This is a genomic window from Streptomyces sp. NPDC090108 (genome assembly GCF_044747185.1).
In the GTDB taxonomy this organism is placed as follows: Bacteria; Actinomycetota; Actinomycetes; order Streptomycetales; family Streptomycetaceae; genus Streptomyces.
The window spans coordinates 96,587-120,389 of sequence record NZ_JBIVDQ010000003.1; the positions used below are offsets into that span (position 1 = coordinate 96,587).

General features: G+C 71.8%; 18 protein-coding genes. 9 read left to right on the top strand and 9 right to left on the bottom strand.

The genetic code is table 11. The features are described from left to right. Nucleotides 1-71: 71 nt before the first annotated feature. The 4 genes from ACIPRD_RS10630 to ACIPRD_RS10645 all read right to left on the bottom strand — a co-directional run bounded on the left by ACIPRD_RS10630 (nt 72) and on the right by ACIPRD_RS10645 (nt 2,442). Nucleotides 72-485, bottom strand: a complete 414-nt coding sequence (locus tag ACIPRD_RS10630; protein ID WP_356402628.1) for a cupin domain-containing protein — start codon at nt 483-485, stop codon at nt 72-74. Between the two features lie 32 nt (nt 486-517). Next, on the bottom strand, nt 518-661 hold the full coding sequence (locus tag ACIPRD_RS10635) for a hypothetical protein (protein ID WP_401562104.1): 144 nt from the start codon (nt 659-661) through the stop codon (nt 518-520). A 161-nt stretch (nt 662-822) separates the two neighbouring features. After that, nucleotides 823-1,872 (bottom strand): NAD(P)-dependent alcohol dehydrogenase, encoded by a 1,050-nt coding sequence (locus ACIPRD_RS10640; RefSeq protein WP_401562106.1) that lies wholly within the window; start codon nt 1,870-1,872, stop codon nt 823-825. Between the two features lie 66 nt (nt 1,873-1,938). Then, a complete protein-coding gene (locus tag ACIPRD_RS10645) occupies nt 1,939-2,442 on the bottom strand; it encodes an aldo/keto reductase (RefSeq protein WP_401562107.1) in 504 nt (167 codons plus the stop codon). Nucleotides 2,443-2,662: 220 nt separating this feature from the next. On the opposite strand from ACIPRD_RS10645, the gene ACIPRD_RS10650 reads away from it, so the two are divergent. Then, a complete protein-coding gene (locus ACIPRD_RS10650; protein ID WP_401562109.1) occupies nt 2,663-3,535 on the top strand; it encodes a helix-turn-helix domain-containing protein in 873 nt (290 codons plus the stop codon). 208 nt (nt 3,536-3,743) lie between these two features. Here ACIPRD_RS10650 and ACIPRD_RS10655 read toward each other — a convergent pair whose 3' ends face one another. Further along, the gene (locus tag ACIPRD_RS10655; RefSeq protein ID WP_401562111.1) at nt 3,744-4,928 is read right to left on the bottom strand and encodes a CaiB/BaiF CoA transferase family protein; all 1,185 of its coding nucleotides are present in this window, start codon (nt 4,926-4,928) and stop codon (nt 3,744-3,746) included. A gap of 176 nt (nt 4,929-5,104) precedes the next feature. On the opposite strand from ACIPRD_RS10655, the gene ACIPRD_RS10660 reads away from it, so the two are divergent. Continuing rightward, complete coding sequence (locus ACIPRD_RS10660; protein ID WP_356402639.1) at nt 5,105-5,569, top strand: MarR family transcriptional regulator; 465 nt, start codon at nt 5,105-5,107, stop codon at nt 5,567-5,569. A 250-nt stretch (nt 5,570-5,819) separates the two neighbouring features. Here the strand turns inward: ACIPRD_RS10660 and ACIPRD_RS10665 are convergent, their stop codons facing one another. Further along, nucleotides 5,820-7,307: an aldehyde dehydrogenase family protein gene (locus tag ACIPRD_RS10665; RefSeq protein ID WP_401562113.1), complete on the bottom strand. Its 1,488-nt coding sequence runs from the start codon at nt 7,305-7,307 to the stop codon at nt 5,820-5,822. A 263-nt stretch (nt 7,308-7,570) separates the two neighbouring features. On the opposite strand from ACIPRD_RS10665, the gene ACIPRD_RS10670 reads away from it, so the two are divergent. The 3 genes from ACIPRD_RS10670 to ACIPRD_RS10680 all read left to right on the top strand — a co-directional run bounded on the left by ACIPRD_RS10670 (nt 7,571) and on the right by ACIPRD_RS10680 (nt 13,908). Next, on the top strand, nt 7,571-8,026 hold the full coding sequence (locus ACIPRD_RS10670; protein ID WP_401562115.1) for a MarR family winged helix-turn-helix transcriptional regulator: 456 nt from the start codon (nt 7,571-7,573) through the stop codon (nt 8,024-8,026). A gap of 134 nt (nt 8,027-8,160) precedes the next feature. Continuing rightward, nucleotides 8,161-10,746 carry an FUSC family protein gene (locus ACIPRD_RS10675; protein ID WP_401562117.1) on the top strand — a complete coding sequence of 862 codons (2,586 nt, stop codon included), beginning with the start codon at nt 8,161-8,163 and terminating at the stop codon, nt 10,744-10,746. Nucleotides 10,747-11,022: 276 nt separating this feature from the next. Next, nucleotides 11,023-13,908: an ABC transporter substrate-binding protein gene (locus tag ACIPRD_RS10680; RefSeq protein WP_401562118.1), complete on the top strand. Its 2,886-nt coding sequence runs from the start codon at nt 11,023-11,025 to the stop codon at nt 13,906-13,908. A 44-nt stretch (nt 13,909-13,952) separates the two neighbouring features. Here the strand turns inward: ACIPRD_RS10680 and ACIPRD_RS10685 are convergent, their stop codons facing one another. Next, entirely contained in the window at nt 13,953-15,323 is a 1,371-nt protein-coding gene (locus tag ACIPRD_RS10685) for an alpha/beta hydrolase family protein (protein ID WP_401562120.1), read from the bottom strand. A gap of 210 nt (nt 15,324-15,533) precedes the next feature. On the opposite strand from ACIPRD_RS10685, the gene ACIPRD_RS10690 reads away from it, so the two are divergent. Continuing rightward, entirely contained in the window at nt 15,534-15,710 is a 177-nt protein-coding gene (locus ACIPRD_RS10690) for a hypothetical protein (protein ID WP_356402651.1), read from the top strand. Nucleotides 15,711-16,117: 407 nt separating this feature from the next. Further along, nucleotides 16,118-18,658 carry a discoidin domain-containing protein gene (locus ACIPRD_RS10695; RefSeq protein ID WP_401562122.1) on the top strand — a complete coding sequence of 847 codons (2,541 nt, stop codon included), beginning with the start codon at nt 16,118-16,120 and terminating at the stop codon, nt 18,656-18,658. A 114-nt stretch (nt 18,659-18,772) separates the two neighbouring features. Here ACIPRD_RS10695 and ACIPRD_RS10700 read toward each other — a convergent pair whose 3' ends face one another. Beyond that, on the bottom strand, nt 18,773-20,077 hold the full coding sequence (locus tag ACIPRD_RS10700; RefSeq protein ID WP_401562124.1) for an acyl-CoA dehydrogenase: 1,305 nt from the start codon (nt 20,075-20,077) through the stop codon (nt 18,773-18,775). Between the two features lie 120 nt (nt 20,078-20,197). Then, nucleotides 20,198-20,656, bottom strand: coding sequence for an Rrf2 family transcriptional regulator (locus ACIPRD_RS10705; protein WP_356402658.1), 459 nt, complete (start codon nt 20,654-20,656; stop codon nt 20,198-20,200). Nucleotides 20,657-21,232: 576 nt separating this feature from the next. On the opposite strand from ACIPRD_RS10705, the gene ACIPRD_RS10710 reads away from it, so the two are divergent. Then, on the top strand, nt 21,233-22,594 hold the full coding sequence (locus ACIPRD_RS10710; protein ID WP_356402660.1) for a bifunctional o-acetylhomoserine/o-acetylserine sulfhydrylase: 1,362 nt from the start codon (nt 21,233-21,235) through the stop codon (nt 22,592-22,594). Continuing rightward, complete coding sequence (locus ACIPRD_RS10715) at nt 22,591-23,742, top strand: homoserine O-acetyltransferase (RefSeq protein WP_401563154.1); 1,152 nt, start codon at nt 22,591-22,593, stop codon at nt 23,740-23,742. The genes ACIPRD_RS10710 and ACIPRD_RS10715 overlap by 4 nt, the downstream gene beginning before the upstream one ends. The last annotated feature ends 61 nt before the right edge of the window (nt 23,743-23,803 follow it).

Genomic DNA, 23,803 nt, shown 5'->3' on the forward strand with positions numbered 1-23,803 from the left:
CGCCCCTCTCAGGAGGGGCGGGTCTCCGTCGTCGGCGCCTCGCCGCCGGTTGTACGGACGAGGCCCGCGCGTCAACGGCTGGTGGTGCGGGGGCCGTTGTACTGCCGGTCGGTGACCGCTTCGTTCCACTCGGTCTCCGGGCTGCCGTCGCCCCTGCCCTCCCACAGGGCGATGTGCTCCATGAAGCGGTCGGGGGTGGCGCCGTGCCAGTGCTCCTCGCCGGGCGGGCAGGTGACGGTCTCGCCCGGGTGGGCCTCGAAGACCGTGCCGTCCCGGGTGCCGATCAGCGCGACGCCGGACACGACGTGCAGGGTCTGGCCCAGGACGTGCGAGTGCCAGTGCGTGCGCGCGCCCGGGGCGAAGCGGACCAGGTTGGCCCGCAACCGGGACGGCTCCTGACCTGCGTGGATGACGTCCCACCACACGTCACCGGTGAACCAGTCGGCCGGTGCCTTGCTCGTGGAGGGCTGCTTGACGAATTCCATGGTGTCCCTTCCGGGGAGTATGTCGTTCCTGATCAGAGGGTGTCGGTGCGGGCCAGGTCCATGCCGGGCCCGCGCGAGGCCTCGGCCTGCGCCGGCAGTTCCCCGCCCGTGACCGCGACGGCCTCGATGGCGTCCGAGCCCGCGACGAACCGCAGCGGCGGCTCGTCCAGCTCCACGACCTTCGGCAGGGCGTCCGCGAGCTCGACGGGGTCGCCGTGCTGACGCCGGTTATGCGCACGCGGCCCTCCCGCAGGGCGCTCCGGACGAGGCGAGGTGGCGGGGGCGGCCGGGCCGCGTGCTGCGGTCCGGCCCGGCCGCCCGGGGTGACGATCGACGTTCAGATGGTGGAGTTGTCGATCACGAAGCGGTAGCGCACGTCACTGCGCAGCACACGCTCGTAGGCTTCGTTGACCTGTTCGGCACTGATGACCTCGACCTCGGCGCCGAGCCCGTGTTCCGCGGCGAAGTCGAGCATCTCCTGGGTCGCGGGGATGCCGCCGATGCCGGAACCGGCGACCGACTTGCGGCCCATCATGAGGGAGCCGACGTTCGCCGAGACGGGCTTCTCGGGGATGCCGAGGTAGACCATGGTGCCGTCGGTACGCAGCAGGGAGAGGTAGGCGTCCCCGTCCAGGGAGGCGGAGACCGTGTTGAGGATGAGGTCGAAGGTGCCGGCCAGTTCCTCGAAGGTCTTCGGGTCGCCGGTGGCGTGGTAGTGGTCGGCGCCGAGCGCGAGTCCGTCGTCCTTCTTGCGCAGCGACTGCGACAGGACGGTGACCTCGGCGCCGAGCGCGTGGGCGAACTTCACGCCGAGGTGGCCGAGGCCGCCCAGGCCGATGACGGCGACCTTCTTGCCGGGGCCGGCGTTCCAGTGACGCAGCGGGGAGTAGGTGGTGATGCCCGCGCACAGCAGCGGGGCGGCCTGCTCCAAGGGGAGGCCCTCGGGGATGCGCAGGACGAAGTGCTCGTCGACGACGATGTGGGTGGAGTAGCCACCCTGCGTGGGCGCGCCGTCCGTGTACCGCTCGGTGTCGGCGTAGGTGGCGACGAGGCCGCCGCCCGTGCAGTAGACCTCCAGGCCGCGCAGGCAGTTCTCGCACTTCCGGCAGGAGTCGACCATGCAGCCGACGCCGACCCGGTCGCCGGCCTTGTACTTCGTCACGCCGGGCCCGGCCTCGGTGACCACACCGGCGATCTCGTGGCCGGGTACGAGGGGGAAGCCGCCGCGGCCCCATTCGTCGCGGGCATGGTGGATGTCGGTGTGGCAGATGCCGACGTATTTGATCTCGATCAGCACGTCGTTCTCACCGACGGGGCGACGCTGGATGGTGGTGCGCTCGAGCGGCGCTCCGGCGGAGGGGGCGGCATAGGCCGAAACGGTGGTCATGATGAGAAGTCCTTGTGGGGGGGGGTGGGGCGGTCGGTCGGACGGGACACCCGCGCGTGGGGCGCGTCAGCGGTCGATGACCGCCATGCTGATGTCGTCGTGGCGGTCGCCGGCCGCCGGGGTGAGGTCGTTCAGGCGGGCGATCTGGTCCGCGGTCAGCTCGATGCCGTCGGCGGCGCTGTTCTCCTCCACGCGCGAGACACGCTTGGTGCCCGGGATCGGAGCGATGTCGTCACCCTGGGCGAGGAGCCAGGCCAGCGCGGTCTGCGCCGGGCTGCTGTCCGGCCCCACGCCCTCGCGGCCGCTGTGGGAGATGCCGCCGCCGGACTTCGTCGCCGGCACCACCTGGTCCCGGCGCCCCTTCAGGGCCCGGCCCACGAGCTCCTCGTCGGTGAAGGGGCCGTACACCTCCGCGGTGTCGATGTGGGTGACCCCGAGGTCCAGCGCGCGGTGGACGGTGCGGACCGACTCGGCGTCGTCACTGCCGGCGCCGGTGTAGTAGGCGGACATCGACATGGCGCCCAGACCAAGGCGGGACACATCGAGTCCGCCGAGGGAAACGTGCTTCATGCGAAAGTGGTTCCGTTCTCCGGATACACGGCGAGGGGAAACACGGCCTCACCGATGTGTCGGGCCTCGTCCGGCGAAGCGGGCACGCGTCCGCGCCTCATTTCTTCATCGCCCTTCCATGCTGGAAAGAGTCACACGCCGCGAGAGAACGTTCCAGGGTATGAATCTCTACCCCCCACTCAGGCGGTCCCGGCAGGACCGCGGCAGTACCCTGAGCGGCATGAGCAGGGACGTGAACCGCAGTGAACTGGGACAGTTCCTCAGGGCCCGGCGGGCCGAGCTGAGCCCCGCGGCCATGGGACTGCCCGAGACCGGGACGCATCGGCGGGTTCCCGGCCTGCGCCGCGAAGAGGTGGCCCAGCTGGCCTCGATCAGCGAGCAGTACTACACCCGCCTGGAGCAGGGCAGACTCCAGGCCTCCGCTCCGGTGCTGACCGTTCTGGCACGGGTGCTGCGCCTGGACGACGACCAGCGCGACTACCTGTTCGAGCTGGCCGGCAAGGAGAGCGCGCGTCCCCACCGGCAGAAAGGGCAGAAGGTCCGGCCGCCGCTGCAGCGTCTTCTCGACACCCTCACCGATATTCCCGCGGTGGTGCTCGGCCGCCGTATGGACATTCTCGCCTGGAATCCCCTCGCGGCCGCCCTGATCACGGATTTCTCGCGCATACCGCAGGAACAGCGGAATTACGTGCGGCTGGTGTTCACCGACCCCGCCGTACGGGACCGGTATCTGGACTGGGAGACCATCGCCCGGGACTGCGTCGCTTTTCTGCGGATGGAGGCCGCGCGGAATCCGGACGACCCGCGCCTCACGGCGCTCGTCGGGGAGCTGTCCGTCAAGGATCCGCAGTTCCGTCAGTGGTGGGCGGGTCACCATGTCGCGCACAGGGCCTTCGGGACCAAGACGATGCGTCACCCTGTGGCCGGTGAGCTCGTCCTCGACTGGGAGACCCTCGGCTCCGCCGCCGATCCCGACCAGCAGCTGACCGTCTGGACGGCCGAAGCGGGCACGCCCTCGTACGAGGGCCTGCGCTTCCTCGCCTCCTGGACCCCCGCGGAACAGCCCGCTTCACGGCGGACCGGCCAGACCTGAGGGCTGTTCGTGGCCCATTGCGGGTGCGCGGGGGCAGGCATTTCGCGGCCGGTTCCGGTGCGCGGGGGGCCACGCCTTGCGCCGCCGGAGGCCGGTGCGGGGGGGGCAGGCCCTTCGCGGCCGGTTCCGGTGCACGGGAGGGGCAGGCCTTTCGTAACCGGTTCCGGTGCGGGGGGGGGCAGGCTTTCCGCAGTCGGATCCGCATGCCTCAGATGACGCCGTCGGCCCGCAGTTCCTCGATCCGGGCCGCGGAGAGGCCCAGTTCCGTCAGGACCCGCTCGGTGTGTTCGCCGACGTCCGGCACGGGGTCCATGCGCGGCGCGACTCCCGTCAGGTCCGCCGGCGGCCGGAGCGCCGGCACCACGGCGCCGGGGATCGCGACCTCCCGCCAGCGGCCGCGCCCGGCGAGCACCGGATGGTCGAGGAACTCCTCCACGTCGTTGACCCCGGCGTTCGCGACGCCCGTCGCCTCGAGCAGCTCCATCAGCTCGTCAGCACCTGACCGCAGGAACCGTGCGGCGACGATCGCGTCGAGTTCGCCCCGATGGGCGACGCGGTCGGAGCCGGTGGCGAACCGTGGATCGTCCGTCAGCTCCGGCTTCTCCAGCACCCGTTCGCACAGTGCCGCCCACTCGCGTTCGTTCTGGACGGAGAACAGCACCTGCTTGCCGTCGCCCGTCGTGAAGGCGCCGTACGGTGCGATGGTCGGGTGCTGTGTGCCCATGCGCGGGGGTTGGACGCCTCCGTGGCGGGTGTAGTAGGCGGGCTGACCCATCCACTCCGCCAGCGCCTCGAAGAGCGACACCTCCACCGCCCGCGCCACACCCGTGGTCGCCCGCGTGTACAGGGCGGTCAGGACACCGGAGTAGGCGTACATGCCCGCGGCGATGTCGGCGACCGACACACCGACCCGGGCGGTCTCCTCCGCCGTACCCGTCAGGGAGACCAGGCCGGTCTGGCACTGCACGAGCAGGTCGTAGGCCTTGCGGTCCGCCCAGGGGCCGGTGGTGCCGTATCCGGAGATGGTGCACAGGATCAGCGACGAGTGCCGCCGGGCGACGGACGCGGCGTCCAGGTCCAGACGGGCCGCAGCACCGGGCGCGAGGTTCTGCACGAACACGTCCGCCCGGCCGAGCAGTTGCTCCAGCACGTCCCGGCCGGCCCGGGTCTTGAGGTCGAGGGTGACGGATTCCTTGGACCGGTTGGCCCAGACGAAGTAGCTGGACTGGCCGTGCACCGTGGTGTCGTAATGGCGGGCGAAGTCGCCGACCCCGGGCCGCTCGATCTTGATCACGCGCGCGCCGAGGTCGGCGAGCTGGCGGGTGGCGTAGGGCGCCGCCACCGCCTGCTCGACGGTCACGACGGTGACTCCGGAGAGCGGGAGCACGGTCATGTCCGGCCTCTGCCGCGGGGGTACTTCTGCAGGAGTCATGATCATCCCTTCGACCCGGCGGATCTACCCAGGGATGTCACGGCCGGAACCCGGCAGGCATATTTCATGCCCGCGTCGCGGTGAAGAGGGTGCCCGCCCGGTCGGTCCGTTTCAGGGCGGCCACATATAATCGACTGATGCAAGAGCGGGCTACAACTGTCGACCCTGCGGTGTCCGGGGCTCCACCCGAAGACCTGATGATCGCCGTGGAGCAGCTGGTCCGCTATGTGCGCCAGAGCGCCACCGCCGGCGGCCTGAGCACCGCCGCGTCCACCGCGATCGCCCGGCTGGGCCGGGAGGGCCCCCAGCGGCTGACGGCGCTGGCCCGGGCCGAGGGAGTCTCCCAGCCGAACATGACCCAGCTCGTCACCCGCATGGAACGGGGCGGGCTGGTCCAGCGGGTCGCCGATCCCAGCGACGGCCGCGTGGTGCTGGTGGAAGCCACCGAGGCCGGTCTGGAGATCTACCGGCAGCGCCACGCCGAACGCTCCCAGGCCCTGCAACAGCTGATCGAGGAGCTGGCCGGGCCCGAACAGCACGCGGTGAAGCTCGCGCTCCCTGCCCTGGCCCGCGCGATCCAGGACCGCCAGTCGCGTTCCTGACCCCGGTGCGCGCGGGAGCCCTACCGGCCCGATGCGCCGTGCCCCGGTCGGCGGGGCCTCGTCATCCGGCTCAGGCTGCCCGGTGCCGGCGGGCGCGACCGCGACACGGGAGCGCTGCGGGAGAACGGTCAGGGTCTACTCGTTGTACTCGACCTCCTTGCCCTCCACGGGGTTGGTCAGATCGACGTAGCTGTACCTGGGCATGAGGGCTTCCCCTCGGTGAAGGGAAGAGAGGTGATCGGCGCGGGGTTCAGCGGTCGAGCAGGGTGATCACGGACTTGGTCTCGAGGTACTCCTCAAGGCCTTCCAGGCCGTTCTCGCGCCCCCAGCCGGACTGCTTGTAGCCGCCGACGGGCATCTGGACGCCGCCCGCGCGGTGGACGTTGATGCCGATGCGGCCGGTGCGCAGCCTGCGCGCGATGGTGTGGGCGACCGCGATGTCGCGGGTCCAGACGCTGCCGGCCAGGCCGTAGTCGGTGTCGTTGGCCGCGGCCACCGCCTCGGCGGTCTCGGTGAACGGGATCACTCCGAGCACGGGGCCGAAGATCTCCTCGCGGATCATGCGCATCGACGGGTCGGCGTCGGCCATCACGGTGGGCTCGAAGAAGAAGCCCCTGTCGCCGATGCGGGAGCCGCCGGTGACCACGCGGGCGCCTTCCGCGATCCCGCTCTCGACGTACTCGGTGACCCGGTCGAGCTGCCGCTGGGAGATGAGCGGGCCGAGGTCGATGCCCGGCTGGGAGCCGTGGCCGACCTTGAGCGAGCGGGCGTGTCCCGCGATGCCCTGGACGACGTCCTCATAGACGTCCTGGTGGACGAAGAGGCGGGTGCCTGAGGTGCAGATCTGGCCGGAGTTCCAGAAGATGCCCATGGCGACTCCGGGGATCACCTGGTCCAGTTCGGCGTCCGGGAGCACGATCACCGGGGACTTGCCGCCCAGCTCCAGAGAGAGCTTCTTGAGGTTGCCGGCGGCCGCCTCCACGATCTTCTTGCCGACCGCGGTGGAGCCGGTGAAACTCACCTTGTCCACGTCGTCGTGCGCGGCCAGCGCCGCACCGACCGGACCGTGCCCGGTCACGACGTTGACGACACCCTCCGGCACCCCCGCCTCCAGCAGAAGGCGTGCGAGTGCCAGTACCGTCAAGGAAGCCTCCTCCGACGGCTTGACCACGCAGGCGCAGCCCGCGGCGAGTGCCGGAGCCAGCTTCATGGCGATGCCGATCAGCGGCGCGTTCCACGACACGATCAGCCCGGCGACCCCGACCGGCTCCTTCAGCGTGACGCCCTGAAGGCGCCGTGCGCCGGGACCGATCTCCACGGCCTGGCCGCGGATCTTGTCCGCCCAGCCCGCGTAGTAGCGGAACAGGTTGACCGCCTCGCCGAGCATGGCCCGGGCCACCGACAGCGGCATGCCCACGTCCAGGCTCTCCAGCCGGGCCAGTTCCCCGGCATTCGCCTCCAGCAGATCGGACACCCGCCACAGCACGACCGCCCGCTGCTGACTCGAGAGACCCGTCCAGCGCTCCTCCTCGAAGGCCTGCCGGGCGGCCCGGACCGCCGCGTCCACGTCGGCGGCGTCGCCCTCGGGAATGCGGGTGACCAGGTCGCCCGTGCCCGGGTCCACCACGGCGAAGGCCGCACCGGACCGGGCCGGGACCCAGGAGCCGTCGATCAGCATGCGCTCCGGCTCCACGAGCGGGCCGGGTCCCGGCGTCCCGATGTCGGCTGTCACTGTCATCTCTCCTCTGCTGCCGGCGCCGGATCGCGCACCGTTCCCGCTCGCGAACCGGCCGGGCGCGACGCCCGGTCGTCCAGTTCCGCCCACGGTCCCGGGCCGCTCATCGAGAGGGGGCGAGACCGACCGTCAGTGACGGTGGGCACGAGATGCATAATAGCGCTATATAAATGAGTTATCCATGTGGTCCATCTCTCCGCGCGCGACCCCACTCCGAGCGCACCCGCAAACGATGCAGATGCATAAGGCATGTATATAATGAACGCATGCACTCGCGGGCGCAGGACGCAGAACGGATCACGCGTGCCTCCAGGGACCTGCTGAGCGGCATCGGCAGGCTGGGCCGCACCCTGTACCGCCTCGGCGAGTTCGGGGTGCCGCACAGCCATGTCAACGTGCTGACCGCTCTGGAGTCGGGCCCGCACCGGGTGGGCGACCTGACCCTGCCCACCGGGCTCACCCAGCCCAGGGTCACCGTCCTCCTCCAGGAACTCGAGGAGCGCGGGCTCGTCGAGCGGCGGCGCTGCACCGACGACCGGCGCGCGACCCACGCCCGTCTCACGAGCCAGGGCCGGGAACTTCTGCGGCAGGCGCGGCGACGCATCGCCGCGGCCCTGCTCGACGCGCTCGGTCCGGACGCCGAGGCCGCCGAACCCGCCGTCGCGGCCGCCCGCGAGACCGTACTCACCCTCCTCAACGCACTGGAATCCGAGGCTCCTTGAGCACCCCCACCGCTTCGCCGGCCGTCGACAACGCCCCCTCCGGGACTTCCTCCGGCTCAGCCGCTCCCCCCGGAACACCTCAGTACAGGTTCGCTCCCGGCCGGGTCGGCGGACCGCGCCGGTGGTGGGACTGGGTGCTCGCGCTCGACCCGGGGCTCGGCCAGACACAGGCGGGCTGGCGCACCCTGGTGTCGATGATCACGGCCCTGGCCGTGGGTCACGGAATGTCCCACGCCCTGGGCGTCCCGGCCGTGCTGGGCATGACGGCCGGTGGCGTGCTGGGACTGGTGGGCGCCTTCCTGATCGCCGAGAACACCCCCGGCCGGCTGGCGCGTGCCGTCCTGTGGATGCCGGTCCCGTTCGGTGCCGTGCTGCCGCTGAGCGCGTGGCTCCGTCCGTACCGGCTGCCGAGCCTGTGCCTCCTCGTCGTGGCGCTGGTCCTCATCATGGTGCTGGCCAGGTTCGGCCCCCTCGGCCTGCTGACCGGCACCCTGGTGTTCGTCGCCTTCGTGGTCGGGGCGATGGCTGCCGTCCCGCTCTCCGAGTGCGGCCCGCTCTTCGCCCTCTCGCTGGTGACTTCGGTGGCTCTGCTCGCCGCCCGGCTGCTCCTGTGCTGTCCGATGCCTCGCGAGGACCTGCTGCGGACCCAGCGGGCCTTCGTGGTCGAGGCACGCCGGGTCGCCGACGCCGCGGCCGACGCCCTGGACCCGGACGCGGACCCCGCGGTCGCGATCAAGCGCATGCAGCGCGCTCTGCGCCGCCTCAACATCACCACCCTGATCATCGACGGACGGCTCGCACAACCGGAGGTCGCCGCCGACCCGGAAGCCGCCGAACTGCTGCATCAGCACCTGTTCGACGCGGAACTCGCCCTCCAGGGCATCGGCGAGGCCGTGCGGGAGATGTCGCGCCACCCCGTGCCGCCGGCGCTGCGCGAGACGCTGGTCGTCGGCCTGACCATCGCCCGCGACACGCCTCTGGGCCGGGCCGACGCCCTGCGGCCGGCCGCCGAGCTGATCCGGGGTCACGCCAAGGGAACACCGGGGGCCACGGACCGGGACGAGGAGGTCCACGCGTCGGCCCGGCGGGTCGCTGACCTGCTGGACTCGCTCGCCGACTCGCTCGCCTCCTGGCTCCGGCTCGGCCGGCACACCTCCCTCACCCGAGCGAAGGTCCCCTTCCAGCCCAGCGTCGTGCTGGAGAACGGGCGCCTGCCCGAAGCCGGTCCGGCGGCCCGGCGCGTGGTGTCCGCGCAGAGCGAGCGTGGTCCGCGGCGGGCCGTACCCGCGTTGCGCGCACCCCTTCAGGCCGCCGCGGCGGGCGCGATCGCCCTGGCGGTCGCCGATGCCGTCAACCCGCAGCGCTACTACTGGGGCATCATCGGCGTGATGGTCGCCATGGTCGGGACCAACACGACACGCGAACGTCTGCGCAAGCTGGCACACCGCGTGGCGGGCACGCTCGCCGGCGCCGTGATCGGCATCGCGCTGCTCCGCCTCATCGGCCCGGGCCACGTCCTGTGGACACTCCTGGTCATCGTGGCCGCGCTGTCCCTCGGTGCCGCGTGCATGCAGCGCCGGTACGGCTACATGGTCACCGGACTGGTGGTCGCGCTGGTGCAGGTGTACGGCCTCGCCACGCCGTACGCCCGGATGGACAGGCTGCTGGCGGACAGGCTCCTCGACAACGCGCTGGGCATGCTGGTGGCCACCCTCTGCACCCTGCTGATCCTCCCGGTGTCCACCCGGAAGATCTCCCGCGAGGCCGCGCACGGCTACCTGTCCGCGCTGGAGGAGCTGATCGGCAGGCTCAGCGAGCGGTGGCGCGATCCCGAGGCGCCGGTGCGGCTGCGAGGCGCGGCACGCGGCGTGGAGGCCGCGCTGTACCAGATGAAGAGCGTGCACCAGCCGCTCATCAGGATGCCGCGCGGAACGCGGGGCCGCGGCGCCGACAACCTGCTCGGACTGCTCGGCACGGCCACCCGGCACGCACGGTCCCTGGCCGCGGCGGCGGACATCGACATCGACCTCTCCCCGCGGCTGCGCACCGGAGTCGAACACATCACGGAGGTCCTCACCGCCTCCGTCCGCGCACTCGACCGGCAGATCACCACCGGCGAGCACGGCGGGACCCGGGTCCGTGTCGGCCCCGCCGTCTCCAGGCTGAAGGCCGAACTGCACTCGGCGGTCGGACCCCGCGCCGACCGGCTGCACAGGGCGCTGTGCGAACTCGCCGCGCTGGACGAGGTGCTGGCGAGCATCGCCCAGAGCCGCGGCCTGACCGTCACCACGCCGACCGCCGCGCCCACCGGCGCCGGAGGGACCCGGCCACGCCACGACACCTCGGGCGCGGTCGCCCTAGCCGGCAGCCCGCGCACCCCGGGCCGCGACGACGACGGAACGGTGACCCTGCGCGGGTCGGTCCACTGCCCGGAGCACGGCCGGTGCGAGGCGTGGATCACGGTGGTGGACGGCCGCGGCAAGCGCCGGGCCCAGGTGCGTACGTCCGGCGGCGACTACACCGTCACCAGGCTGGCGCAGGGCCCGTACACGCTGGTGGTGTCCAGCCAGGAGCACCCGCCGCACGCGCAATCCCTGCTGGTCCACCGGCCCGGTCACGACCTGCGCCGCGACATCGCGCTCGCCCCCGGAGAGCCCGGCGAGCTCCAGGAGCACGGCGAGCCCCAGGAGCCCGGGGAGCACGGCCGGCCCGAGAAATAGCGGGTGGGGCCTGCTGCCGGACATCGCCGCAGTTCACCGGGCCGTGCCGTCTCCCGCCCGCCGGGCGGGGCGGTGAGGTGCGAGGCCCCGGACGGCATGAACCCCGGACGGGGCCCGCGGAGCCCTCGTTCTTGCTGCGCTTTGGCCGGTTTGGTGCGGCAAACCGTGCGGAACATCCAACCTGTTCGATTGCAGACGCGTGGTGAGCAAGGTGGCTCAGAGGACGGGGGGTCTGTTGTGCGTGACAGAGATCGGGGCAGACTGCCGGGCTGCACCATGGCCCACCAGGGGATGTCGACCGAGGGCGGCATAGACGTCCAGCAGCAGTTGGAATCCCTCATCAGGGACTTCCGCACCAGCGATCCGCCGATGCCGGTCGTCGTGCTGCACGCCGAGGACGCCGCCGACGACGAACGGGTCGTCACTTGCGTCGAGGAACTGCGCCGTGGCCAGAGCGCGCACGGCACCCGGTGCGCGGTCGCCTCGGGCGTACCGGAGGGTGCCACGCAGGTGCGCCGGGCGGCCGGACTGGTACGGGAACTCGGCGACCCCAAACGCTGGGGCGACGGCGCGTCCCTGTACCGGCGTTACGCCTTCCCCCGCCTCCGGCTGGTGCACGCCATCGAGGACGCGGTACGCGAACTGGGGCCCGACTGGCCCGCCCCGGCCGCCGGCGGCGCTCCGCCCGACAGCCTGCACGACCCCGCGCAACTGCTCCTGAACCAGTTGGCGAAACAGCGGTGGCGGCCGCGGAGTACCACGCGCTGGGACTCCGTGATGCCGCTGTTCGACATGGCACACGTCCTGCCCGCGAGTCTGATCGCGGTGCTGACCGCTCTCCTGGCCCGCACCGGCTGGTACACGGCCGTCGTCCTCGGACTGGGCTTTCTGCTGCTCCTCGCGGTGCTCAGCTACATCCTCCCGGGCCGGGCGCCGATCTTCCTGTGGCTGCGCAGGGAGAGCAAGTGGTTCATGACCACTACCTTCCTCAGGGCCGCCGCACGGGACCGGTTCACCGAGGTCTCGCTGCTCAGACCCGTGCGCTCGTGGAAGGCGATCGCCGCGCGCGCCTCCGACGTGGCGGAGGCGCTGAAGGAGGGCGAGGAGTTCCAGCTCCAGCTGTACGTGCTCGCCCTGTTCGAGGACCTGCGCGACAACCACCGCCGCTGGAGCTGGGATCTGCGCGGCTTCAAGCGCACCCGGCCGCCCATGCTCTTCCTGCCCCGCGCCGGCACGGACAACGGCGGCATCGAGCTGATCAAGGCCATCAGCGACGTGCGCAGCCGGCGCAGCGAGCTCGATCCGCTCCTGTGCGTCGCCGCGGTCCCGGCGGCAGGCATCCAGCGGCTGGAGCGCGGTGTCGTCGGTGAGCCGCAGCCGGACCGGACCGCGCGCCCGTTCCAGGACCGGCTGCGGGACTGGTACGAGCAGTGGGCGCGCAGTCTCCGCTCCGGCCAGTCGCCCAGCCGTGAACGGTCGGTGCTGCCCTGGGTGCTGAAGATCCCGCTGCCCTCGTCCGAGCTGGCGCAGTTGCGGGACCGTCGGCGGCACTGCGTGAAGGCGTCGACGAGACCCACCCTCGCACGTGTCACCTGGGCGCTGCACACGCTGGTCGTGGTGGCCGTCGTCGTCGCGTCGACCGTCGCCGTGCGTGCCGGGCAGCTCTCCCACGCGTACTGCTCGGCGACGGTGCTGACGGCCAACCGGGACACCCGGCGCCTGGCCGCCGCCGACGGGGGCACGGAGTGCATCGGTGTCGCCACCGGGGATGTGCGCTTCGCGGACTGGCTGCCCGACGAGGCGGCCGGCGGCACCGACGCGAAGGCGTCCGCCGACGCGAAGCGCGCGCCGTGGACCCTGGCCCAGCTGGAGGACCGCATCGCCCAGGAGAACGAGCAGGTGCTGCGCTCTCATCCGGGCGACTACGTCAGCGTGGTCTACGCGGGTCCACTCAGTGTCGATCCGCACGGTGGCTCCTCTCCGGTGAAGGGCATGGAGGAACTGGCGGGCGTGTATCTGGCGCAGGCCGTCATCAACGACACCTTCACCGTCAAACTCCGCGTCCTGATCGCCAACGGGGGCGTGGACCTGGACCACCAGACCGACATGGCGAAGTCCGTCGCCGCCTACGCGGCGACCGATCCGACGGTCGTCGGGGTCGTCGGCACCGGTCGGGACCTGAAGTCCAGCGAGGCGACGACACGCACGCTGCGGGACGCGGGTCTGCCCATCGTGTCGGGCACGAACTCCGCCACCTACCTGCCGCGCGAGTTCGCCAACTGGTTCAGCCTGGCCGCCACCGACGAGTGGCAGGTGTCCCAACTCGGGCTGATCGCGCACCAGCTGCGGAAGCCGGGGACCCAGCAGTTCTCGCTGACGCTCGCCCGTGACACCGCCCGGACCGACGACCGCTACACCGACGAGCAGGCACGCTACGGCGCGCAGATGCTGAGCAGGACCGGATTCACCGCGCTCCCCCAGCGCCGCTACACCCTCAGCGGAGGAAAGCCCGAGTTCCGTCTGCCCGCCGAGGAGTTCTGCGGCGGCAGCCGCGTACCGTCGGTGATCTACTTCGCCGGACGGGTCGAGGACGTCGACCCCCTCATGACCCAGCTGGGCACGGAACCCGGCTGCGCCGACAAGAACATCTCCGTCATCACCGGTGACGATCTGTCCAAGGGCGACTTCGCCCAGGGCCGGGACGCGGTTGCTCCCAAGGTCACGCTGTACCACGCCTCGCTGGCCGAACTGCGCAAGCCGGCCAGGGCGACGACGTTCTACCAGGACGCCGGCAAGTACCTCCCCGGACTCGGCAAGGAGCCCAGCCGCTACGACTCCCCGGCCTTCGCCAGCGGCCAGACCGCTCTGGCCCATGACGCGACCCGGGCCCTGTACTGGGCGGCGACCCGGAACGGCATCCCGCAGAGCCGGGCCGCGACCTGGGTGAACCTCAGGACGGTCGACCTCGAGGGGATGGCCACGGGCACCATCGACTTCACCCGTGCCCCGCTCTACGGCGACCGCAGCGGGCACAGCATCGTGTTGATGGAGGTCTGGCACGCCGCCGACGGAAGCCTGGAGTCCCGCGAGGTGTGCAGCAGGGTGGCGGGAGACGTGCGCCCGCTGTCCTTGAAGGAGTGTTCCATCAGCCACCACGGCTGACGGCGGTGCGCGGCGGTCGGGGGGCACGGAAGGTCAGGGCGCCCTCAAGTGGTCCCGCCGGACGGTCGGTCGACGAACTCCATGGCGGGATATCGGGCCGAGGGTCCGTCGAGGAGTCCGGCGGGGCCGCCGCGCAGCCAGTGGTCGAAGAACGCGGCTATGTAGGCCTCCTCGGTGCGCAGTGCGGTGGCCGGATCGATCGTGCCGATGTCCCGCGTCCGGGTGCCGGCGGGCAGGCCCATCCCGGGCAGCAGCGCCTCCGCGTCCGTGAACGAGGCGTGCTCGGAGCCGCGGAGGACGAGCCGGCGGCTCCAGCCTGGCGTGTGGGCGCGGAACGCCTGCCAGCCCGGTCCGGTGTCCGTCTCTCCGTCCTTGCCGAGGAGCAGGAACGGCCGCGTGAGACCGTGCTCGGCCACGGGCATGGGTGTGCCCTCGTAGTCGGTCAGATTGCCGTCCATGTCGATGCCGGCGTCGATCCGCGGGTCGCTGTCCATGGTCGTCGCCGCGGCCGAGCCGCCCAGGGAGTGGCCGAACATGCCGACCCTGGAGAGGTCGAGCGCCCCGGCGAGACCGGCAGGCAGACGGCGGCCGTCCGCGTCCGGATTCCGGCCGGTGTTCAGCCGGGCCAGCCGGTCCAGGACGAAACCGGTGTCGGTGGCCCGCACGGCCAGGGACTTCCTGATGAAGGCGCCGGGGTCCTCCGGCGTGACCATGGTGGCCAGCGAACCGTCGGGGAACTGGACCTCCGGAGACTCGTAGGTGTGGTCGACGGTGACCACGACATAGCCGCGGGAGGCCAGCTCCGTGACGAGCGTGGTCCCCCAGGTCCGGGGTTCGCCCAGGCCGGGCGAGTAGACCAGTACCGGTCGGGTCACGTGACCTCCGGCGACGGGAGCGCCCTGGGCCACATGCGTCCTGACGGCCGCCCAGTCGACCTGTCCGGTCGGCAGGTCCAGCCCCAGGGCGCCGTCGGCGGTCACCGAGTCGAAGTGGGCCGCCGCACGCGGGAGCATGTAGGGGGCGTCGGGACGGTCTCTGGTGCGCCGCGCGGGGTAGAACACGCTGATCATCAGTTCACGGTGTCTCCTGTCCGCCCGCCAGGGATCGGGCCGGGACCGGTCGACGAGATGCACGTCGGCTTCCCCGACCTCATGTGTCCCGGTCGGCTCCGGCAGCCGCAGGGCACCGGGACCGGGACCGGAACCGGTGGTGCGTCCGGCACCGGTGGCGCGTCCGGCACCGGTGGCGCGTCCGGCACCGGTGCCCCCGGCGATACCCGCCGCATCCGCGGCGGACGCGCTCCCGGCGGGCAGGGCTCCCGCCAGGGCCGCGACGGTGAACACCGCGCCGGCGATCACGAGTCGTACGCGGCGATGCCGAACCGTTCGTTGCCTGACCCGCTGTCGTCTCGTCATGACCACCATGCTGCGGGCGATCGGGTGTCCGGCACTATCGGGATGATCCCCCATTCCTGCCGCTGTCCTCCCCTAAGGGAGGTTCTGTCACCACGCCCGCCCCGGTTCGCGGGGCCCGTCGGCCACCTGATTCGATCACTCGGACGCAGTGCGACAGAATCTTGCAGGTAAGAGGCCGGATGGCCGTCCGATCCCACCAGAGAAGCGTGCATGTTTCAGGAGACACCGATCTACACCCGCCTCATCACCGAGCGCGGCGACGTGCCCGCCCAGGTACGCGGCGAGGCGGACCGCATCCATCGCGAACTGGAACGGGTGACCGGCTACTCCCCCGTCCTGGCGCCCCACCACAGCTTCCAGTCCATCGCTCCCGTCCAGCGTCACTGAGCCGCTTCCGTGAGCGGGCCGGCATCGGTCCTGCCGGCCCCTCCTGACCGCCTCCACCGGCACGGACGGCCCCACGCCCGCTCCCGGACGGCCGCCCCGTTCCGTTCACTTCTCGTCGGCGCCGGACCGGCACCGCGTCGACGTGGCGCGTGGACCGCTGCCGGTCGCGCGCGACCGTCCACCGCCAGGGGCGGACCCGTCCCGACGGCCCACCAGGGAGCACGGCGTCCCGGTCCGCGCCGTCGGCTGTCCGGAATCGCGGTACGGGCAGGGGCCGTCGCGCACCGCTGCGGTTTTCAGGATGTGGCTTCCGAAGGCTTGCCGTGCGCATGACTCATCTCTTAAATCAAAGCATGAACTAAGCACGGGGAAAGGTGAGTCGAACCCGCAGTCGAGGGAGCCGCCGTATGAGACTGAGATCCCTGGGCACAGCGCTCGCCGCCACGGCAGCACTGATCGCCCTGCCCGCAACCCACCCGCCGGCCGTCGCGGCCGAGACCCCCCTGTCACAGGGGAAGACGGCCGTCGCGTCGTCGGAGGAGAACGCCGGCACCACCGCCACGAAGGCCGTCGACGGCGACGCCGGGACCCGCTGGTCCTCGGCCGCAGGTGACGAGCAGTGGCTCCAGATCGACCTTGGATCGAGCGCCACGGTGACCCAGGTGGTCCTCAACTGGGAGGCCGCCTACGGCAAGGACTACAAGCTCCAGATCTCCGGGGACGGGAGCAACTGGAACGATCTGAAGTCCGTCACCGGCTCCGACGGCGGTGTCGACACGCTCGACGTCTCCGGCCAGGGCCGCTACGTGCGGATGCTCGGCGTGCACCGCGCCACCCAATGGGGCTACTCGCTCTGGGAGTTCCAGGTCTTCGGGACGGCCGGCGGCACGTCCGCCGGGTGCGGCACGTCGAACGCCGCCCAGGGCAGGCCCGCCACCGCCTCCTCCACGGAGAACGCGGGCACCCCCGCGTCGGCCGCCTTCGACGGCAGCGGCACGACCCGCTGGTCGAGCCAGGCCTCGGACCCGCAGTGGGTCCAGGTCGACCTCGGCTCGGTCCAGGACGTCTGCAAGATCGACCTCACCTGGGAAGCGGCGTACGGCAAGGACTTCCAGATCCAGGCCTCCTCGGACGGCCAGAACTGGAGCACGCTGAAGAGCGTCACCGGCGCCACCGGGGGCACGGCCTCCTACGATGTCAGCGGGTCGGGCCGCTACGTCCGGGTGTACGGCACCGCACGCGGCACCGTCTACGGCTACTCGCTGTGGGAGGTGGCCGTGCACACCGGTTCCACGGGCGTCCCGCCGGTCCAGGGCGGGGGCGACCTCGGGCCCAACGTCATCGTCGTGGACCCTTCCACACCCAATCTCCAGCAGAAGTTCGACTCCGTCTTCGCCCAGCAGGAGTCCAACCAGTTCGGCTCCGGCCGCTACCAGTTCCTGCTCAAGCCGGGCACCTACAACGGCATCAACGCCCAACTGGGCTTCTACACCTCCATCTCCGGGCTGGGCGCGAACCCGGACGACACGCAGATCAACGGTGACATCACCGTGGACGCGGGCTGGTTCAACGGCAACGCCACGCAGAACTTCTGGCGTTCGGCCGAGAACCTCGCGATCAGGCCGTCCAACGGCACCGACCGCTGGGCCGTGGCCCAGGCCGCCCCGTTCCGCCGCATCCACGTCCAGGGCGGCCTCAACCTCGCCCCGAACGGCTACGGCTGGGCCTCCGGCGGCTACATCGCCGACTCGAAGATCGACGGCACCGTCGGCCCGTACTCCCAGCAGCAGTGGTACACCCGGGACAGCTCGGTCGGCGGCTGGACCAACGGCGTCTGGAACATGACCTTCACGGGCGTCCAGGGCGCACCGGCGACGAACTTCGACAGCGGGCCTTACACCACCCTGGACACGACCCCGGTATCGCGGGAGAAGCCGTTCCTGTACCTCGACGGCTCCACCTACAAGGTCTTCGTCCCGTCCAAGCGCACCAACGCGCGCGGAGTGTCATGGCCGGCGAACGCGGGCACCTCGCTGCCGCTCGACCAGTTCTACGTCGTGAAGCCGGGCGCGACCGCCGCCACCATCAACACCGCGCTCGCCCAGGGCCTCAACCTGCTCTTCACGCCCGGCGTCTACCACCTGGACCGGACGATCGACGTCACGCGCGCCAACACCGTGGTGCTCGGCCTCGGTCTGGCCACGCTCGTCCCGGACAACGGGGTGGACGCCATGCATGTCGCCGACGTGGACGGGGTCCGGCTCGCCGGCTTCCTGATCGACGCGGGTCCCGTCAATTCCGACACCCTTCTGCGCATCGGCACGCCCGGCTCCGGGGCGGACCACTCCGCCAACCCCACCACCATGCAGGACGTGTTCGTCCGCATCGGCGGTGCCGGTCCCGGTCTCGCCACCAACTCGGTCGTGGTCAACAGCAACAACGTGATCATCGACCACACCTGGCTATGGCGCGCCGACCACGGCAGCGGCGTCGGCTGGGACACCAACCGGGCGGACTACGGGCTCCGGGTCAACGGCAACGACGTACTCGCGACCGGCCTGTTCGTCGAGCACTACAACAAGTACGACGTGTACTGGAGCGGTGAGCGGGGGCGCACGATCTTCTTCCAGAACGAGAAGGCCTACGACGTGCCCAACGCCGCCGCGATCACGCACGACGGCATCGTCGGCTACGCCGCCTACAAGGTCGCCGACTCGGTCACCACGCACGAGGCGTGGGGGCTCGGCAGCTACTGCAACTTCACGGCCGATCCCTCGATCGTCCAGGCGCACGGGTTCCAGGTGCCCACGGGCTCCGGTATCAAGCTGCACGACCTGCTGGTGATCTCCCTCGGCGGCAAGGGCCAGTACGCCCACGTCGTCAACAACACGGGCTCCCCCACCTCGGGGACGGACACCGTTCCGTCCAAGGTGACGCAGTTCCCGTGACATCAGGTGCACGGAGCCGTCCCGGGACGCGGAGCAGCGCGTCCCGGGGCGGCGTGTCCGGGCGGCCGGTCACCCGGGTGACCGCCCTGCGCGCTGCCCCGCCGCGCCCTCCGGTCACTCCGGGTCCTGCCACCGGCCGGCGCGGGTGTCGTTCAGGAAATGGTCGCCGATCGCGCGCAGGCCCGGGGCGGCGAGCACGCGGCCCGTCAGGGCCCTGGCGTTGCGCCAGAACCGGTCGAGCCCTTCGGACTCGGCGAGTTCGAGGACGCGTTCCCCGGTCAGCAGGGCGGTCCTGAAGGTGGCGGCCTCGGCGGCCGCGACGAGCGCGGCGGCATCGGCGCGCGGACCGGCGTCCAGCTCCCGTCCCGCGCGCAGGGCACACCCCATCGCCGCGGTCGCCCGGTCGACGACCGCGGCAGCGGCGCAGGAGGCGAGCGCCAGCTCTCCGAAGGCGAGCAACTGGTCGGCGTCCGCGGCGGGAACCGGCACGGGCAGCCTGCCGCCGCTGCCATCGGCCGCCCACCGGGTGTGGGTCTCGGCGAGACGCAGATCCCTCGCCTCCGCCAGTGCCCCCTCGGCGATGCCCAGGGCGACCTGCGCGAGCATCAGCCGCAGGGCGAGCGGGGCGACGGTCGCGTAGGGCGCGCTGCCGTACTCGTCGTGGACGGCGGGCCCCAGCACCTGACCGGCCGGCACGGATACCTCGTCGAAGAGGAGCGTGCCCGCGTCGGCGAGCCGCTGGCCGAGCCTCTCGGGCGACGGGGCACGCGTGATACCCGGACGGCTCGGGTCCACGAGTACGACGAGGGTCTCACCGGTGGCCGCGCACACCGCATCGAGGACGAACCGGTCGGCCACGTTGACCGCGGTGGCCAGGGTCAGGTGGCCGGTGAGCAGATAGCCTCCGGCGGCAGGGGTGAGCACGGGAGAGACGCCCCCGCCGCCGGGACGGACGGGCTCCGCCGGCGCCTGGCCCGGGTCCGGGAGCCGGACGTCTCCCGCCCACAGCCACTGCTCCCGCACCGCCCGGGACTCCACCTCGGCGGCGTGCCCGGGGTCGGCGAAGAAGCGCGGGCTCCAGGACAACACGTAGTGCCGGCCCAGCAGTTCACCCATCGAGCCGTCGGCGGCGGCGACCCGGCGGACGATGGCGCACGCGCTCTCCCACTCCATCCCCGTCCCCGTGCCGGCCGCCCCGGGCGGCGCGAGCACGGCGTGCAGACCGGATTCCCGCAGACGCGCCACCTCGTCGTACGGCGGCTTGCCGGCTCTGTCACGGTCGGGTGCGTCCACCGCGAGGTCGTCGCCGAACTCGTGGGCGACGCGCTGCCAGAACCGCCCTGGCAGGACACCGTCCTCCGCCTCGGCCTCGCTCGCCGCCGCTCCCCGCCTCTGCCCGGAACCCGCGCTCACAGCCACCTCGGACCATTCCCTAGTATTCCTAGTGCCTTAGTAGGGATTAATCCTGTGGACGGGTGGCGCCCCGGGCAAGGGAGCATCCAGCACCTGGACACGCACGTCTCGCCCACCGGGAACCCGTCATGGATTCAGCCAGGCGTCCGGCGTCTCGGTGAGCGTCAGGACACCGGCGGGGAGCTGGCCCGCCACGACCTGGGCGAGGGAGGTCCCGTCGAGGATCTGACGGACGTTGACCCGCAGCGCGACCCACAGCGGGAGCAGGGACGTGGCGGGACCGGAGTACGACAGGTCGGGCGGACGTACGCCCTGCACCGACACCAGCGGCCCGTCCACGACACGGATGACGTCGGCGATGCTGATGGAGGCCGCGGGCCTGGCGAGGCGGTAGCCGCCGTTGGCGCCACGCTGGCTCAGCACCAGCCCGCCGCGGCGCATGTCGTTGAGGATGCCCTCGAGGAACTTGTGCGGAATCGCCTGGGCCTGGGCGATCTCCTCCGCCTTGAGCGGCGCGGTGTCCCCGGCCGCGGCGAGTTGGAGCGCGGCCCGCACCGCGTAGTCTGCTTTGGCCGAAATCCGCATGACCCCCATTATCCGGCACGAGGACCCCCGCGAGGCGCGGAGCGCGGCGACCCGTGCGGCACGAGGCGAGCGGCGGTTCCGGCGCCGCCCGATGGCCCCCGGATCCGGGCCGGCCCGGTGCCCGCGGATCCGGCGTCCGCCTCGTGGCCGCCGGTCCGGACCGGCCGCGGGAACGGGCGGAGAGGAACGACACCGCCGCACCTTCCGACGCGTGCGAGCAGGCCGTTCGTCAACTCCACGTGTCATGCTGGTACTTCGTGGCCGCCTGTGGTTACCTGAGTCCATGACCGTGCTCGTGACCCGCCGCCACGTCGATTACGTGCGTGTCACCACCACGGCGTGTCCCCGCGTGAGCTGACGCTCCGCCCCGGGACCTGAGCGTTCCGCCGCTCCCGGCTCCGGCCGCGCCCTTCGCTCTCTCCTCCGCCGCCTTCCCGGCGTTTCCCGCGTTCCCCCTGTTCGCCGCACCGCGCTGTCCGCCACCCCTGTCCGGGCGTGGCACCGGGCTCCGCGGCGCCTTCGCCGTCCGCCTCCTCCTGCGCACCCGCGCACCCGCACGCCGCACAAGGGAGAAACATGAGCCAGCCCCTCGACTCCGTCAGCGCCGGCCACACCCCCGAGGACGAGCCCGCCGGACCGGACACCTCCGCCTGGTCGTTCGAGACGAAGCAGATCCACGCCGGTGCCGCGCCGGACCCGACGACCGGGGCCCGGGCCGTGCCGATCTACCAGACCACCTCGTTCGTCTTCCGCGACACCCGGCACGCCGCGGACCTGTTCTCGCTGGCCGAGCCCGGCAACATCTACACCCGCATCCACAACCCCACCCAGGACGTCTTCGAGCAGCGCGTCGCCGCCCTGGAGGGCGGTGTCGCCGCGGTGGCGGTCGCCTCCGGACAGGCCGCGGAGACCCTCGCCGTGCTGACCCTGGCCTCCGCGGGCGACCACGTCGTCTCCAGCACCTCGCTGTACGGCGGCACCTACAACCTGTTCCGGCACACGCTGCCCAAGTTCGGCATCGAGGTGTCGTTCGTCGACGACCCCGACGATCCCGACGCCTGGCGGGCCGCGATCCGGCCGAACACGAAGGCGCTGTTCGCCGAGACGCTCGGCAATCCACGCGGGAACGTCCTCGACGTGCGCGCGGTGGCGGACGTCGCCCATGGGGCGGGGGTCCCGCTGATCGTGGACAACACGGTCCCGACGCCGTATCTGCTGCGGCCGGTCGAGCACGGCGCCGACATCGTCGTCCACTCCGCGACCAAGTTCCTCGGCGGGCACGGCACCACCATCGCGGGAGTGGTCGTCGACGGTGGAACCTTCGACTTCGGTGCGCACGCCGAGCGCTTCCCCGACTTCACGGAGCCGGACGCCAGTTACCACGGTCTCCGGTACTGGCCCGCGCTCGGTCCGGGCGCGTTCGCGGTCAAGCTGAGGGTGCAACTGCTGCGCGACCTGGGCCCCGCCCTCTCGCCACACTCGGCGTTCCTGCTTTTGCAGGGCGTGGAGACCCTGAGTCTGCGGCTCGAACGGCACTCCGCCAACGCCCAGGCCCTCGCCGAGTGGCTGGAGCAGCGCGACGAGGTCGCCGCCGTCCATTACCCGGGGCTCCCGTCCAACCGGTGGTACGAGGCGGGCCGGCGGTATCTGCCGCGGGGCGCCGGGGCGGTGCTGGCCTTCGAGCTGCGGGACGGGGTCGAGGCCGGGAAGCGGTTCGTGGACGCGGTCGAGCTGTTCAGTCATCTCGCCAACATCGGGGACGTACGCAGTCTCATCATCCACCCGGCGTCCACGACCCACAGCCAGCTGGACGAAGGCCAGTTGACGGCGACCGGCACGTCGCCGGGTCTGGTGCGGCTGTCGGTCGGCATCGAGAACCTGGCCGATCTGAAGGCGGACCTGGAGGCCGGTTTCCGCGCCGCGAAGGCCGCGTCCTGAGCACGGAGCCGTCACCGTCCGGGATCCCTCTGCCGCCGGCCTCCGGGGCCTGGCGGGAGGGGGACCCGCCCGGCCGCCGCCACTGGCATCCGAGGGAGAAGGCGCTGTCACTGGAGGCGGGCGGTGAACTGCCCGGTGTGCGGCTGGCGTTCGAGACATGGGGGCGGCTCGCGCCGGACCGTGCGAACGCCGTGCTGGTGCTGCACGCGCTGACCGGCGACAGCCATGCGGCCGGACCCGCCGGGCCCGGTCACCCCTCCCCCGGCTGGTGGGACGCCCTCATCGGCTCGGGGCGGGCACTGGACACGGACCGCTGGTTCGTCGTGGCTCCGAACGTGCTCGGCGGCTGCCAGGGCAGCACCGGGCCGTCCTCGCGCCGTCCCGGCGGGCGGCGCTGGGGCGGGGACTTCCCGTTCCTGACGCAGCGCGACCAGGTCGCCGCGGAGGCCGGGCTGGCCGACGAACTGGGCATCGGGCGCTGGGCGCTGGTGATCGGGGGCTCCATGGGCGGGATGCGGGCGCTGGAGTGGGCGGTGACCTGGCCGGAACGCACAGCGGCGCTGCTGCTGCTCGCCACCACAGCGGCGGCGACCGCCGAGCAGATCGCCTGGGCGAACGTCCAACTGCACGCCATCCGTGCCGACCCCCACTGGCGTGACGGCGACTACCACGACGCCGGCCCCGGTCGCGGCCCGCACGCGGGGCTCGGCCTGGCCCGTCGCCTCGCCCATGTCACCTACCGGAGCGAGCCGGAGCTGGCGGCCCGCTTCGGCCGTTCGCCCCAGGGCGCGGAGGACCCGTGGCGCGGTGGCCGCTACCAGGTCGAGTCCTACCTGGACCACCATGCGGCCAAGCTGGTCCGCCGTTTCGACGCGGGGAGCTACGTGACGCTGGTGGAGGCCATGAACAGCCATGACATCGGCCGGGACCGCGGCGGCGTACGCACGGCCCTGCGCCGGGTCACCGCGAGGACGCTGGTCGCCGGGGTCGACTCCGACCGCCTGTATCCGCTGTCCCAGCAGCGGGAGTTGGCCGCAGCGATCCCCGGTGCGGACGGTCTGCGTTTGATCGAGTCCCCTCACGGCCACGACGGTTTCCTGATCGAGGCGGAACAGGTCGGCGCACTCGTGCGTGAGCTTCTCGGCTGAGTGGGGTCACCGAGGGCGCGAGGGGTCCACCGCCTTCGGCTCCGCCCGGTCGAGCGGCCTG

Bases quoted from the DNA above. Each gene is read 5' to 3' on its own strand.
- ACIPRD_RS10710 (WP_356402660.1), top strand. From the start codon at position 21,233: ATGAGCCAGCCCCTCGACTCCGTCAGCGCCGGCCACACCCCCGAGGAC.
- ACIPRD_RS10685 (WP_401562120.1), bottom strand. From the start codon at position 15,323: ATGACGAGACGACAGCGGGTCAGGCAACGAACGGTTCGGCATCGCCGC.
- ACIPRD_RS10645 (WP_401562107.1), bottom strand. From the start codon at position 2,442: ATGAAGCACGTTTCCCTCGGCGGACTCGATGTGTCCCGCCTTGGTCTG.
- ACIPRD_RS10630 (WP_356402628.1), bottom strand. From the start codon at position 485: ATGGAATTCGTCAAGCAGCCCTCCACGAGCAAGGCACCGGCCGACTGG.
- ACIPRD_RS10650 (WP_401562109.1), top strand. From the start codon at position 2,663: ATGAGCAGGGACGTGAACCGCAGTGAACTGGGACAGTTCCTCAGGGCC.
- ACIPRD_RS10690 (WP_356402651.1), top strand. From the start codon at position 15,534: ATGTTTCAGGAGACACCGATCTACACCCGCCTCATCACCGAGCGCGGC.
- ACIPRD_RS10640 (WP_401562106.1), bottom strand. From the start codon at position 1,872: ATGACCACCGTTTCGGCCTATGCCGCCCCCTCCGCCGGAGCGCCGCTC.
- ACIPRD_RS10680 (WP_401562118.1), top strand. From the start codon at position 11,023: ATGGCCCACCAGGGGATGTCGACCGAGGGCGGCATAGACGTCCAGCAG.
- ACIPRD_RS10655 (WP_401562111.1), bottom strand. From the start codon at position 4,928: ATGACCGTGCTCCCGCTCTCCGGAGTCACCGTCGTGACCGTCGAGCAG.
- ACIPRD_RS10660 (WP_356402639.1), top strand. From the start codon at position 5,105: ATGCAAGAGCGGGCTACAACTGTCGACCCTGCGGTGTCCGGGGCTCCA.
- ACIPRD_RS10665 (WP_401562113.1), bottom strand. From the start codon at position 7,307: ATGACAGTGACAGCCGACATCGGGACGCCGGGACCCGGCCCGCTCGTG.
- ACIPRD_RS10705 (WP_356402658.1), bottom strand. From the start codon at position 20,656: ATGCGGATTTCGGCCAAAGCAGACTACGCGGTGCGGGCCGCGCTCCAA.
- ACIPRD_RS10670 (WP_401562115.1), top strand. From the start codon at position 7,571: ATGCACTCGCGGGCGCAGGACGCAGAACGGATCACGCGTGCCTCCAGG.
- ACIPRD_RS10695 (WP_401562122.1), top strand. From the start codon at position 16,118: ATGAGACTGAGATCCCTGGGCACAGCGCTCGCCGCCACGGCAGCACTG.